Source organism: Chitinolyticbacter meiyuanensis, from assembly GCF_008033135.1.
Lineage (GTDB): Bacteria > Pseudomonadota > Gammaproteobacteria > Burkholderiales > Chitinibacteraceae > Chitinolyticbacter > Chitinolyticbacter meiyuanensis.
In genome coordinates, this window is sequence record NZ_CP041335.1 from 4146631 (window position 1) to 4160940 (window position 14310).

Annotated in this window: 6 protein-coding genes; all 6 read left to right on the forward strand. The window is 67.0% G+C overall.

Going from position 1 to position 14310, the window contains the following annotated elements:
- Positions 1 to 74: 74 nt before the first annotated feature.
- On the forward strand, positions 75 to 920 hold the full coding sequence (locus tag FLM21_RS19815) for a sulfotransferase family protein (RefSeq protein WP_148717232.1): 846 nt from the start codon (positions 75 to 77) through the stop codon (positions 918 to 920).
- A gap of 384 nt (positions 921 to 1304) precedes the next feature.
- Entirely contained in the window at positions 1305 to 8579 is a 7275-nt protein-coding gene (locus tag FLM21_RS19820; protein ID WP_246120767.1) for a DUF4347 domain-containing protein, read from the forward strand.
- Between the two features lie 37 nt (positions 8580 to 8616).
- Positions 8617 to 10113, forward strand: coding sequence for a TolC family protein (locus FLM21_RS19825; RefSeq protein WP_148717234.1), 1497 nt, complete (start codon positions 8617 to 8619; stop codon positions 10111 to 10113).
- Entirely contained in the window at positions 10113 to 10859 is a 747-nt protein-coding gene (locus FLM21_RS19830) for an efflux RND transporter periplasmic adaptor subunit (protein WP_148717235.1), read from the forward strand. Before FLM21_RS19825 ends, FLM21_RS19830 begins: the two co-directional genes overlap by 1 nt.
- A complete protein-coding gene (locus tag FLM21_RS19835; RefSeq protein ID WP_148717236.1) occupies positions 10856 to 12181 on the forward strand; it encodes an efflux RND transporter periplasmic adaptor subunit in 1326 nt (441 codons plus the stop codon). The genes FLM21_RS19830 and FLM21_RS19835 overlap by 4 nt, the downstream gene beginning before the upstream one ends.
- Complete coding sequence (locus FLM21_RS19840) at positions 12181 to 14277, forward strand: site-2 protease family protein (RefSeq protein WP_148717616.1); 2097 nt, start codon at positions 12181 to 12183, stop codon at positions 14275 to 14277. The genes FLM21_RS19835 and FLM21_RS19840 overlap by 1 nt, the downstream gene beginning before the upstream one ends.
- Positions 14278 to 14310 lie beyond the last annotated feature (33 nt).

Genomic DNA, 14310 nt, shown 5'->3' on the forward strand with positions numbered 1-14310 from the left:
CTGATCCGCCACGCCGGTGTTCCAAGCCAGGGACATAGAATAGTATTCACTTATTAACTCAGTGAACCGTAAGCGTGACCACAGCACAGTATCACTTCATCTCCGGCTTGCCGCGCTCCGGGTCGACGCTGCTGTCAGCCTTGCTGCTGCAGAACCCGCGTTTCCAAGCTGGGATGACCAGCCCTGTCGGCACGCTGTTCGGCGCGATGCTGGCGCAGTGCAGCGCCGGCAGCGAATTCGGCCCGGTCATCGAACTGGCACAGCGACGCCGGCTGCTGCGAGGGTTGTTCGACAACTACTACGCCGATGTTGAACGGCCCGTCGTGTTCGACACCAATCGCCAGTGGTGTGCCCGTCTGCCAGCGATACGCGATCTGTTTCCGCAGGCCAAGGTGATCGCCTGCGTGCGCAACGTGGCCTGGATCATGGACAGCATCGAGCGGCTGTACCGTGCCAATCCGTACGAGAACACCAAGCTGTTCGTGGACGACAACGAGCGCAACACCGTCTACAGCCGGGTCGAGACGCTGGCACAACGCAACCGCTTGGTGGGCTTCGCCTGGGCCGCGCTGAAAGAAGCGTATTACGGCGAACATGCCGATTCATTGCTGCTGGTGGACTACGAACTGCTGACCCGTGCTCCTGAGCAGGTGCTAAGACTGGTCTACGACTTTATCGGCGAGCCCTGGTTCGAGCACGATTTCGACAACGTGCACTACGATGCACCAGAATTCGACCAGTCGCTGGGGGTCGGTGGCCTGCACCGGGTAAGGCCCCGCGTTGCGCCTCAATCACGGCGCACCGTGTTGCCACCAGACCTGTTCGACCAGTACGCGCAACTGTCGTTTTGGGAAAATGGCGTCGCCAGTACTGCTGGCGTGATCCGGCTGCGACCGGAAATGACGCCAGCGCCGGTGTAGCGCCTTTGCAGTATTTGGTAGTGATCGGGAAGTACAAGAACCTGCCGTGCCACCGGGTGGAACCGGCGCCGGCACTGTGAGATCGGTTCACGCGCAGCTGTCGACAGCCCTCCGTCAAACAGTGACGGCATCGACGGTATCGCGAACCCAGGCAGCAATCCGGCCCAGACCGGAGGCGGAAGATGGAGCAACGGCTGCACCAAGCAAGCCGAGCTGCATGCCCGCCCCGCCAGGTGCATACGAACCGGCGAACGCCATGGCGGCGTTCGTACGCGAGGAGATACGAGCATGTGGTGGAACAAAAGCAAAACGATGCAAGACGCGAGCAGCCAACGTCCAGCCAGGACCGGATCACCCCTGATCCTGGCGCTGGAGCAGCGCATCATGTTCGACGGTGCGGCCGTGGTCACCGCCGTCGACGCGGCGCACGATGCAGCCCCCGCTCGCGATACGCATGCCGACGCCGCCTCGGCCAGCAATAGCGCCGATCACGCGCCTGTTGCCCCCGCCGCGATCCTGCCGAGCCAGGCCGAGCCGGCCGGGCGCAACGTGCTGTTCGTCGATGCTCGGATCAGGGACGCGGACAAGCTGCTGGCCGATCTCAAGCCGAATACCGAGGTGGTCTACCTGCGCGCCGACCAGGATGGCCTGACGCAGATGAACACCTACCTCGCCGGCCATCCCGGCGCGCAGTCGGTGCAGATCCTGGCCCACGGCTACAGCGGCGACCTGTGGCTGGGCAGCAGCTACCTCTCTGCCGAGAACCTCAATACCTATTCCGACAGCCTGGCACGCCTCGGCAACAACATGGCGCAGGGCGGCGACATCCTGATCTACGCCTGCAATACCGCAGATGGCGAGCGGGGGCTGACTTTCGTCGATGCGCTGGCCGCTGGCACCGGGCGCGATATCGCCGCGTCCAGCAACCGCACCGGCGCCGGGAGTGACTGGGTGCTGGAAGTCACCCGCGGCAGCATCGAAAGCACTTCGGTGCTATCGGCCCAGGCCGAGCACGGCTACCAGTACAACCTGGCCACCATCACCGTGACCAGCAACGCCGACACCGGCGCCGGCACCCTGCGCAACCAGATCGCCGCTGCCACCACCGGCGACACCATCACCTTCAGCGGCGCCATGACGGTGGGCCTGACCAGCCAGCTGGTCATCAACAAGAACCTGACCATCGATGGCGACCTCAACAACGACGGCGTCGCCGACGTGACCCTGGACGCCATTTACCGCAGTCGCGTGCTCCAGGTGCAGGCCGGCAGCAACGTGATGCTCGACGGCCTGGTGATCACCCGTGGCCTGGTGTCCGGCGACGGCGGCGATGCCGGCAGCGGCCTGGCCGCCGCCAACGCCTTCGGCGGCGGCATCTGGAACGCCGGCACGCTCACCCTGCTCAACACCTCGGTCACCGCCAACGCGGCGGCCGGCGGCGGCGGCGGCGGCGGCAACTTCGCTTACGACGGCGGCGGCGGCGGCGGCGGCGGCGCGCTGGGCGGCGGCATCGGCGGCCGCGGCGGCGAATCGGGCGTCTCAGACAATCTGGGCGGCAGCGGCAGCGCCAACCAGGGCGGCCATGGCGGCGCCGATAGCGCCTTCCCCGGCATGGGCGGCCAGGGCGGTACCGGCGTCGGCGGCGCCGGCGGCAGCTACCTGGGCTATTCCACCGGCGGCACGGGCGGCACCGCCACCAACGGCAGCATCAGCATCGGCGGCGGCGGCGGCGGCCTGGGCACCGACGCCACCGGCGGCGCCGGCGGCTCGGCGGCGGGCGGCATCTACAACGCGGTTGGCGGCACCATCAACGTCATCGGCAACTCGATCATCAGCAACAACCTCGGCGCCGGCGGCGGCGGCGGGGGGGGCGGCGCTGGCGGCTCGCTGGGCAACCAGAACGGCGGCGCCGGCGGGCGCGGTGTCGGCGCGGTGTGGAACAAGGGCACCTTCAACATCACCACGGCCAACAACGCGGCCATGACCAACAACGGCGCCGGCAGCGGTGCCGGCGGCCAGGAACTGGGCACCGGCTCGCCCGGCCCCAGCCCCGCCGCGGTCACCGGCATCTACAACGACGGCGGTGCGCTCAACACCAGCTACGTGCCCAATGCGCCCCCCGTGCTGGGCGGCCTGCAAGGCGACAGCGTCACCTTCACCGAGGGCGACAGCGCCCGGCTGATCGACCTGGGCAGCAATGCCACGGTGTCGGACGGCGATTCGGCCGACTACAACGGCGGCAGCGTGCGGGTGTCGATCACCACCAACCGCGTCACCGCCGAAGACCTGCTGTCGATCCGCAACCAGGGCATCGGCGCTGGGCAGATCGGCGTCAGCGGCAGCACCATCACCTACGGTGGTGTCACCATCGGCACCTTCACCGGCGGCAGCGGCAGCAACGATCTGGTGATCACCTTCAACTCGGCCTCGGCCACGCCGGCCGCGGTCGAAGCGCTGCTGCACAACCTGGTGTACAACAACAGCAACGTCGACAACCCCACCGCGTCGGCGCGCACCCTGAGCGTCACCGTCTACGACGGCGACAGCTACACCACCACCACCAATACCGTCACCGTCACCGTAGTGGCGGTGAACGACGCGCCCACGCTCAGCCCGGCCAACAGCAACACCAGCTATACCGAGGGCGGCAGCGCCGCCGTGCTCAGCGGCAGCCTGACGCTCGCCGACGTGGACAGCACCACCTTCCAGGGTGCCACCGTCACCGTCAGCGACTTCCGTGCCGGCGACGTGCTGTCCGTCGGTGCGCCCAACGGCTTCACCGTCAGCTACGACAGCGGCACCGGCGTGCTGACGCTGAGCGGTGGCGGCTCGCTGGCCTCGTTGCAGGCCGCGCTGCGCTCGATCACCTATTCCTCGACCTCGGACGACCCCACCGCGGGCGGCACCGACGCCACCCGCCAGATCAACTTCACCGTCACCGACAGTGGCGGCGCCACCTCCACCGCGGTCACCGCGCAAGTGGCCCTCACCGGCGTCAACGACGCGCCCACGCTGTCCGGCGGTCCCTACACCTGGGCCGGCACCAGCGAAGACGCCACCTCGTCCGCCGTCACCGTCTCCACCCTGCTGGGCAGCACCACCCACGCCGACCCGGACGGCCCCGCTAGCGGCATCGCCATCACTGGCAGCAGCGGCGGCGGCACCTGGGAATACTCCACCGATGGCGTCACCTGGGCCGGTGTCGGTGCGGTCTCCAACAGCGCCGCGCTGCTGCTGTCCAGTACCACCCAGTTGCGCTTTGTGCCGGATGGCGCCAACGGCAGCGCGGCCGGCCTCACCTTCCGCGCGTGGGACCAGAGCGCCGGCACCGCATCCACCAACGGCACGCGCAATACCGCCGACACCAGCACCAACGGCGGTAGCGCCGCGTATTCCAGCGGCACCGCGCAGGCCACGCTCACCGTCAGCAGCGTCAACGACGCCCCGGTGCTGACTCCGGCCGGCCCGACACTGACCGGCCTGACCGATTCCGACACCAACAACCCCGGCGTGGCGGTGTCCAGCTTCCTGACCGGCCATGTCACCGATGCGGACACCGGCGCGGTGCAGGGCATCGCCCTCACCGGCCTGACCTCCGGCACCGGCACCTGGCAATACAGCACCAACGGCGGCGCCAGCTGGCAGAACGTCGGCGCGGTCTCCGACGCCTCCGCGCTGCTGCTGCGCAGCGGCGACCGGGTACGCTTCGTGCCCGATGGCATCAACGGCGGCAACGTCAGCCTGACCTACCACGCCTGGGATCAGAGCGGCACCACCGCCGGCCAGCAGGGCACCAAGGTCGACGCCAGCGCCACCGGCGGCGCCAATCCGTTCTCGGCCGCCAGCGATACCGCCACCCTGACCGTCACCGCCATCGATGACGCGCCGGTGGTCACCGCCAGCGGCGGCAGCGCCGCCTTCGTCGAAGGCAACAACGTGACCTCGACCCCGGTGGTGATCGATAGCGGCCTCACCGTGTCCGACAGCGATTCGCCGCAGCTCTCCAGCGCCACGGTGGCGATCAGCGGCAACTTCCTCGGCAGTCAGGACGTGCTGGCCTTCACCAACAATCCGGCCACCATGGGCGACATCGTCGCCAGCTACGACAGCGGCACCGGCATCCTGACGCTGACCTCGGCCGCCGGTGCTTCCGCCGCGCAATGGCAGGCCGCGCTGCGCAGCGTCACCTACAGCAACAGCTCGGATACCCCATCCAGCCTCGACCGCACCATCACCTTCAAGGTCAACGACGGCAACAGCGACAGCAGCGGCGCCGACCGCACCGTCACCGTCGTCGCCACCAACGACGCGCCGACCGTGTCGATGCCAGCCAGCCTGACCGCAGCCGAGGACACCGCCACCGCCATCACCGGCATCAGCTTTGCCGACGCGGACGCCGGCAGCGCCAGTGTCACCGTCACCCTGTCGGTCGGCAGTGGCACGCTGTCCGCCACCAGCGGCGGCGGCGTCACCATCGGCGGCACCGCCAGCGCCCTGACGCTGTCGGGCTCGATCGCCAACATCAATGCCTTCATCACCGGCGGCGCCGTGCAGTTCCTGGGTGCGGCCAACAGCACCGCCAGCGTCACCCTCACCGCCGGCATCAACGACGGCGGCCAATCCGGCGGCGCAGCGCAGACCGGCAGCGGCACGGTCACCATCGCCATCACTCCGGTCAACGATGCGCCGCACGTCAGCGCGCCTCCGTCCATCGCTGTCACCGAGGACGTGACCACCGCGCTGATCGGCATCAGCTTCAGCGACGTCGATGCCGGCTCGGGCACGGTGAGCGTGCAGTTCAGCGTCGCGCCGGGCAGCGGCACCCTCAGCGCCACCGGCGCGTCCGGCGTCACCGTGCTCGGCTCGGGCACCGGCACGCTCAGCCTCAGCGGCACGTTGTCCGACATCAATGCCTTCGTCACCGGTGGCGCGGTCAGCTACACCACCGCGGCCAACGCCACCGGCAACGTGGTGCTCGACGTGACCATCGACGACGGCGGCAACACCGGCAGCGGCGGCAGCCAGACCGACCACACCACCGTCACCCTTACCGTCACCACCGTCAACGACGCCCCGGTCAACAGCGTGCCAGGCACCCAGAGCGTGTTGCAGGACGGCACCCTGGTGTTCAGCACCGGCAACGGCAACGCGCTGTCGATCGCCGACGTGGACGTCGGCGGCGGCACGATACGCGTCACCCTCACCGCCAGCAACGGCCTGCTCACCCTGGGCAGCCTCAGCGGGGTGAGCTTCCTGGTCGGCAACGGTACCGGCGACGGCACCATGGTGTTCGAAGGCAACCTCAGCGCCATCAACAACGCCCTGGCCGGCCTGTCGTTCGCCCCCACCGGCGGCTACTACGGCCCCGCCTCGGTGCAGATCACCACCGACGACCTCGGCCAATCGGGCAGCGGTGGTGGTCAGACCGATACCGACACCATCCTGATCAACGTGGCCCAACCGAACCCAGGGATCATCAGCGTGGCCAGCAGCAGCGCCAACGGCAGCTACAAGGTCGGCGACACCGTCAACATCACCGTCACCTTCGACCAGGCCGTCAACGTCAGCGGCGGCACGCCAACCTTGCTGCTGGAAACCGGCGCCATCGACCGCAATGCCGTCTACGTGGGCGGCAGCGGCAGCAGCACGCTCACCTTCGCCTATGTGGTGCAGGCTGGCGACCACAGCGCCGACCTCGACTACATCGGCACCAACGCGCTGTCGCTCAATGGCGCCACCATCGACAGCGTCAGCCTTGGCAACCCGGCCTTCAACACCCTGCCCTTGCCCGGTGCGGCAGATAGTCTGGGCGCCAATGCCGCGCTGGTGATCGATGGCGTCGCACCCATCGTCAGCTCGGTCAGCGTGCCCGCCAACGGCACCTATGTGGCCGGCCAGAACCTCGACTTCACCGTCAACTTCAGCGAGAGCGTCACCGTCGACACCAGCGGCGGCACGCCGCGCCTTGCCGTGACGCTCGATACCGGCGGCACCGTCTATGCCAGCTATGTGTCGGGCTCCGGCACCGGCGCGCTGCTGTTCCGCCTCACCGTTGCCACAGGCCAGCTCGACAACAATGGCATCACGCTCGGCAGCAGCCTCGATGTGAACGGCGGCACGATACGCGACGCGGTCGGCAATGATGCGATTGCTACGCTCAATTCAGCCGGCCCCACCAATAACGTGCAGATCGATGCCATAGCGCCCGTGGCAAGCGCGATCAGCCGCGTGGATGCCACACCCACCGGCGCCGACAGCGTGCGCTTTACCGTCACCTTCAGTGAAGCCGTCAGCGGCGTCGATGCTGGCGACTTTGTGCTCGCCGTCTCCGGTACTGCATCAGGCACCATCACGGGTGTGATCCAGATCGATGCCCGCACCTATACCGTGACCGTAGGCAGCGTCACCGGTGACGGCACACTCGGCATCAACCTGAGCGGCAGCGGCACCGGCATCACGGATACGATCGGCAATGCCATGACGGGCGGCTTGACCGGCGCTCGCTATGCCATCGACAACAGCGGGCCCGTCATACTCGACGTCATAGCACCGACAGATGGTAGTTATCGTGCCGGAAATACGCTCACCTTCACGTTGAATACATCGGAGACCACTGTCGTCGACACCACCGCAGGCACGCCGCGGCTGAAGCTCGATATTGGCGGAGAGGTCGTTTACGCGAACTATGTGGCGGGTTCCGGCAGCAGTGCCTTGGTGTTCCAGTACACGGTGCTTTCCGGACAAAGCGACACCGATGGCATTGCGGTCACCGCTTTCGAAGCGAACGGTGCAGTACTGCGCGACACCGCAGGCAACATTGCGGATACCAGCCTGCCCGCCGTCGACACCGACGGTGTCCTGGTCAATGCTGGATCGCCATTCGTTCCGCCACCGGCGCCGGTTCCTGCACCGCCGACGCCTGCCCCAGTTCCTCCGGTGGTGGTGATCTCCACACCACCGATCGCCACCATCCCGCTCGATCCAGGTGTGCCGATCGAAGTACCGAACACGCTCAATCCCACTGGCGGCAGCATGGGCGGCGTTAGCGTCCTCGGCAATCCGTTCAGTCCCGATCCGCTCTCCAGCAACGGCAGCACCTTCCAGCCGGTCGAATCACGCACCGCCTTCATCGAGCTCGGCAGTGCCTCCGGCACCGGCCTGCAGGCCATGCCCGAAATCGGCAACTTCTCGGTGCAAGCCGGCCAGCCGCTCAACATCGCCCTGCCAATGTCGACCTTCAGCCACAGCGACAGGAATGCCGAGGTGACCGTGGAAGTCCGGCTGGCTGATGGCCGACCGCTGCCGAACTGGCTGAAATTCGACCCGGTGACGGGCACGCTGTCCGGCCAGCCGCCCAAGGGCCTGAACCAGAAGCTGGTGATCGAGGTGATCGCCCGTGATGCCAAGGGCAATCGCGCCAGCAGCCACCTCGACCTGAATGTGAGGGCAGCGGCGGCGGCCGATACCCGCTCCGATGCGGCCGACATCGTGCAGTCGCACGGGCTCGCTGCGGCGGATGCGCCCCATAGCGCGGCGCTGCTGGCCGGCAAGCCATCGCTGGCTGCGCAATTCGACCAGTTCGGCCGCACGGCGCGCCACGCCGAGGCAGCAAATCTGCTACACCATCTGCAAAAGCAAGGCGAGCCGCAGCGCGCCTGACGTACAACCGCGAAACCTCAGTAGAAAGGACAACCATTTGAACGCTCATCACCTGCCCCTGCGCCCGTTGGCCGCGCTCGTCGCGGGCGCCCTGCTCGCCGGCTGCGCCATTCAGCCTACCCCGTTGACCCAGGATGAACGCCAAGCCGAGATCGCCAAGCAGCGCAGCATCATGTTCGCTGACCAGGAAGCGATCAGCGGGCCGATCACGCTGGACGAGGCAATGGCACGCGCGCTCAAGTACAACCTCGATCACCGGCTCAAGATCATGGAAGAGGCACTGTCGCAACGGCAGCTCGACCTTGCCAAGTTCGACCTGCTGCCCAAGCTGACCGCCGACGCCGGCTACTTCTGGCGCAACAACGACGCGGCATCCTCATCCAAGGATTACTACACCGGCGAGCAATCGTTGGTGCCATCCACCTCGTCCGACCGCGAGCACAACACCGGCGATCTCACCATGTCGTGGAACGTGCTCGACTTCGGCGTCAGCTACTACACGGCCAAGCAGCAATCGGACCGCGTGCTGGTGATGCGCGAGCGCCGCCGCAAGGTGGTGCACCTGATGATGCAGCAGGTACGCCAGGCCTACTGGCAGGCAGTCGGAGCCCAGCAGCTTGAGGGCAAGATCATGCCACTGCTGGAACTCACCCGCCGCGCACTGGCCGATTCGCGCAAGATCGAGAAGGAGAAGCTGCAGGCCCCACTCGATACGCTCAACTATCAGCGCCAGCTGCTCGACATCCTGCGCCAGCTCGAAGGCGTGCGCGATGAACTGGCCCAAGCCAAGCCACGGCTCGCTTCGATCATGAACGTGGCGCCGGGCGACCCCTACCAGCTCGCCGTACCGAGCGGCTTCTCCACGCCTCGGTTGCCGATCACGCCCGATGCGATGGAGGAAACCGCAATGATGAACCGCCCCGAGTTGATCGAGGCGGGCTACAACGAGCGCATCGGCCTGTTTGAAACCAAGAAGGCACTGGCCAAGGTGCTGCCTGGCATCAACATCGAGTTCGGCGCCAACTACGACAGCGACAGCTACCTGGTGAACAACAACTGGCGTGACCTGGGCCTGCGTGTGAGCTGGAACCTGATGAACCTAGTCAATTACGCGAACATCCGCGACACCGCCCAGGCACAGTACGACGTTGCCAAGCAGCAGCATCTGGCGCTCAACATGGCCGTGCTCACCCAGGTGCACGTGGCCTATCGCGACTACGTGGGCCGTCAGCGCCAGTACGAGCTGTCCGACGAATTGAACGAGGTCGACCAGCGCATCCTTACTCACACCCGCAACGCCGCCAAGGCCGATGCCCAGGGCAAGTTGTCCGAGATCCGCGCGCAGGCCAGCGCCATGATGTCGGAGCTGCGGCTGTACCAGAGCTACGGCGCACTGCAGAATGCCTACGGCCAGATGTTGGCAACGCTGGGTCTCGATCCGGTGCCGGAAACGGTGCAGGCGCATGACCTTGCCACGCTGCGCACGGCGATCGCCACACGCGAGCAGGAACTGGTGGAACCGGAGAAGAAGTAATGCGAAGTATCGTGCTCGCCAGCCTAGTGCTGGCGGCAGGCGTGGGCGCCGCACCGGCGCCCACGGCCTTTACGGGGGCCGACAAGGATGGCCGCATCCGCACCCAGCTGATGGCGCGCGAATCGGTGGTGATCTCGAGCGAGCTCAACGCCAAGATCGCCCGGCTGCCGCTCAAGGAGGGCGACAGCTTCAAGGCCGGCCAGACGCTGGTGTCGTTCGATTGCACGCTGTTCCAGGCACAGTTGCGCAAGGCCGAGGCGACCAACGAGGCCGCGCGCAAGCTGCTGGGTGTGAACCAGCGGCTGGCCGAGCTCAATTCGGTCGGCAGGCTGGAGGTGGAACAGGCCGAAGCCAAGGTCAAGGAATCGGCCGCCGAAGCGGCCTACATGCGCACCACGGTGAGCAAATGCGCCATCGGTGCCCCGTTCTCCGGCCGCGTGGCCAAGCGCATGGCCTCCAGCGCCGAGTTCGTCACGCCGGGCAAGCCGCTGCTAGAGATCGTCGACGTCAGCCAGCTGGAACTGCAGATGATCGTGCCGTCCAAGTGGCTGGCGCGGCTCAAGCCGGGCAGCACGTTCACCGTCAGCGTCGATGAGCTCGGCCAGAGCTATCCGGCCAAGGTCATCCGCATCGGCGCCAGGATTGATCCGGTCAGCCAGTCGATCGCCATCACCGGCCAGATCACCGGCAACCATCCGGACCTGCTGCCCGGCATGAGCGGCTGGGCCAGTTTCCCGGCCAAATGAGCGATCCCGCCGTCCAGGCGCTGCTGAGCCTCATCCAGCTCACCCATCGTGCCCGCGAAGCCAGCAGCGTCGAGGCGCTCGGCTTCGTGATGGTCAACGAAACGCTGAATCTGGTGCCCTATCGCCAGGCCGCGCTCTGGACCGAAGCCGGCCTTGGCCGCGTGGCGGCAGTATCGGGCCTGCCGCAGGCCGATCCCAATGCGCCCTATTTGCAATGGCTGACACTGCTGTGCCGCGCGCTGTCGCGCCAGCACGAGACCGTCACCGCACTCGACGCCGCCCAGGCCCCCGGCAACGCCGGTGAAGACTGGGCGGACTGGCTGCCCACCCACGCACTGTGGCTGCCATTGAAAAGCCCCGCTGGCCAGAACGAGGGCGGCTTGCTGCTGGCGCGCGATGTGGCCTATTCCGAGCACGAGCGCGCGGCCTTGACCGAGCTGGTCCACGCCTATGGCCATGCGCTGGCTGCGTTCCAGCCGCGCGAGCGGCTCGGCGTCCGGCTCAAGACCGCACTGCGTCCTGGCAAGCTGCAGCGCCGCATCCTCGCCGGCCTCGCGCTGGCCTGCCTGATTCCCGTGAAGCTCACGGTGCTGGCGCCGGCCGAAGTCACACCGCGCCAGCCCTTCCTGGTGCGCGCCCCGCTCGACGGGGTAATCGATCGCTTCTACGTCGAGCCCAACCAGCGCGTGGCCGTCGGCACGCCCCTGTTCAACCTCGACACCGCCGCGCTGCAGACGCGCCGTGCCGTGGCCCAGCGCGCCTACGACACAGCGCTTGAGGAATACCGACAGTCGGCCCAGCTCGCCGTCACCGACGACGAAAGCCGGCTGAAGATGGCATTGGCGCAGGGCGAGCTTGAGCAGAAGGCGCTGGAACTGCAGTACATGACCGAGCAGTTGCAACGGGTGCAGGTGAAGGCCGAGCGCGCCGGCGTGGCGGTATTCGGCGATGTGAACGACTGGCAGGGCAAGACGGTGAGCATCGGCGAGAAAGTGCTGCTGTTGGCCGACCCAGGCAAGGTGGAACTGGTCGCGCGCATGCCTGCTGCCGAGCAGATCGGCCTTGATGTCGGCGACACCATCACGCTCTACCCCAATGCCAGCCCGACCGAATCGTTCAACGCGCGCATCGTTGGCGTCTCGTACAGCGCCGAAGAGACCGAGCAGGGCGTGCTGGCCTATCGGGTGCGCGCCACCTTCCTGCACGACACGCCGCGGCTGGGGTTGCGCGGTACAGCCAGGTTGTCCGGCCAATGGGTGCCGTTCATCTACTACGCGCTGCGCCGTCCAATCGCGACCGTGCGCCAGTGGCTGGGCTGGTGATGCTGCCTCCCCTGCGCCAGGAGCTGACATTGCATCCCGGCCCACCGGGCTTCCACGGCGCGCCAACCTGGACGCTGCATGATCCAGCGGCCAACCGTTTCTACGAGTTGTCCTGGCCGGCCTTCGAGTTGCTGTCACGCTGGTCGCTGGGCAACGCGGACGCGTTGCTCGCGGCAATCGCAGGCGAAACCACGTTGCAGCTGGATCACGGCGATCTCGAAGCGGTGTTGCAGTTCCTGAACCAGCACAGCCTGCTGCTGTCGTGGCGTGCAGAGGACAGTGCACGGCTGTCGCGGATCGCAACCGGGCAGCGCATGAGCCACGCGATGTGGCTACTCAAGCACTACCTGTTCTTCCGCATACCGCTGTTGCGCCCCATGCCGGTGCTCAAGCGGCTGGCACCGCGTACCCGCTGGGTTTTCCATCCAGCGTTCTGGTGGACGATCGCCGGCTTCGCGCTGACCGGGTTGTTCCTGGTGTCGCGGCGCTGGGACGAGTTCACCCACACCTTTTCCGCCTATGCCGGCTTGTCCGGCCTGCTGGGCATCGGCATCGCGCTGTCGTTCGCCAAGGTGCTGCACGAGTTCGGTCACGCGCTCACCGCGTATCGCTATGGCTGCCGCGTTCCGACCATGGGCATGGCCTTTCTCGTGCTCTGGCCAGTGCTTTACACCGATACCAACGAAGCGTGGAAGCTGACCCGCCGCGAGGACAGGCTGAAGATCGGCGCAGCCGGCATGCTGGCCGAGCTAGCGCTGGCCGCCTGCGCCACCTTGCTGTGGAGCTTCCTGCCAGACGGCCCCGTTCGAGCCGGCGTATTCCTGCTCGCCACCAGCACCTGGCTGATCACGCTGGCGATCAACGCCAGCCCCTTCATGCGTTTCGACGGTTATTTCCTGCTGTCGGATGCGCTCAACATACCCAATCTGCACGAACGTGCCTTTGCCTTCGGCCGCTGGTGGCTGCGCGAGCGCCTGTTCGGTTTCAATGATCCGGTGCCCGAACACGTCACCCCGGAGCGCCAGCGTTTCCTGATCGGCTTCGCCTTCGCTACCTGGCTGTACCGGCTGGTGCTGTTCTTCGGCATTGCGCTGATGGTCTATCACCTGTTCTTCAAGGCCCTGGGTCTTGCCATGCTGGCCGTGGAACTGGGCTGGTTCATCGTTCTGCCGATCTGGCGCGAATTGAAGCAGTGGTGGCAACGGCGGCGCGAGCTGGGCTGGAATCGTGCCACCCGGCGCACCTTGGTGCTCGCGGTGGTGGCATTGCTGGTGGTGGTATTGCCTTGGCGTGGCGGCGTGCGTGCTCCGGCCGTGCTGAGCGCCAGCGAAAGCCAGGCGCTCTATGCCGCCGAAACCGCCAAGCTGCGCGGTGCAGCCGCCACGGAAGGCAGCCGTGTCACCGCCGGCCAGCTGCTGGCGCAGCTCGATTCACCGGAGCTCGACTTTCGCTTGGAGGCTGCCCGCCAGCGCGAAGCGCAATTGCGTTGGCAGGTGGAGCAGCAGCCATTCGCCGACAAGCTGCAGGAAGCCGGCGATGTGCTGCGCCGCCGCTGGATCGCCGCCCGCGAGGAAGTATCGGGCCTCGCACTGCAACGCCAGCAGTTGCAGGTGCGCGCGCCGTTTGCCGGCCGGATCGTCGACGCCAACCCCATGCTCGCCGACGGCGCCTGGCTGGCACGCGGCGAGAAGCTGTTCCAGCTTGTCGGGGAGCGGAATACGCTGAAAGTCGAAGCCTATGTCGGCGAGGGCGATCACGATGCATTGCGCCCCGATGGCGGCGGCGTATTCATCGCCAACCTGCCGGAATTTGGCCGGATACGCTGCCGCGGCGCGCATGCCGAAAGCGTGAACATCCACGCACTGCCGCAGCCCTATCTCGCCAGCGTGCATGGCGGGCCCATCAGCACGGTGCAGCAACAGCAGGCACTGGTCCCGCTGGAGGCGACCTACCGGGTGCGGCTCGGTGATTGCGACCACCGCGCGCTGCCGGCCGAACTGGCCGGGCAAGTGACGCTGGAACGCACCCACCGCAGCCTGGCCGGCCAAGGCTGGACCTGGCTGGCCGCGCTGTGGCAGCGCGAGCGCGGCCTGTAGCGCACGCAAAAAAGCCCCGCCGTGGCGGGGCTG

Excerpts from the sequence above, each read along its gene's own strand:
- FLM21_RS19820 (WP_246120767.1), top strand. The coding sequence starts at position 1,305 with ATGTTCGACGGTGCGGCCGTGGTCACCGCCGTCGACGCGGCGCACGAT.
- FLM21_RS19830 (WP_148717235.1), top strand. The coding sequence starts at position 10,113 with ATGCGAAGTATCGTGCTCGCCAGCCTAGTGCTGGCGGCAGGCGTGGGC.
- FLM21_RS19835 (WP_148717236.1), top strand. The coding sequence starts at position 10,856 with ATGAGCGATCCCGCCGTCCAGGCGCTGCTGAGCCTCATCCAGCTCACC.
- FLM21_RS19840 (WP_148717616.1), top strand. The coding sequence starts at position 12,181 with ATGCTGCCTCCCCTGCGCCAGGAGCTGACATTGCATCCCGGCCCACCG.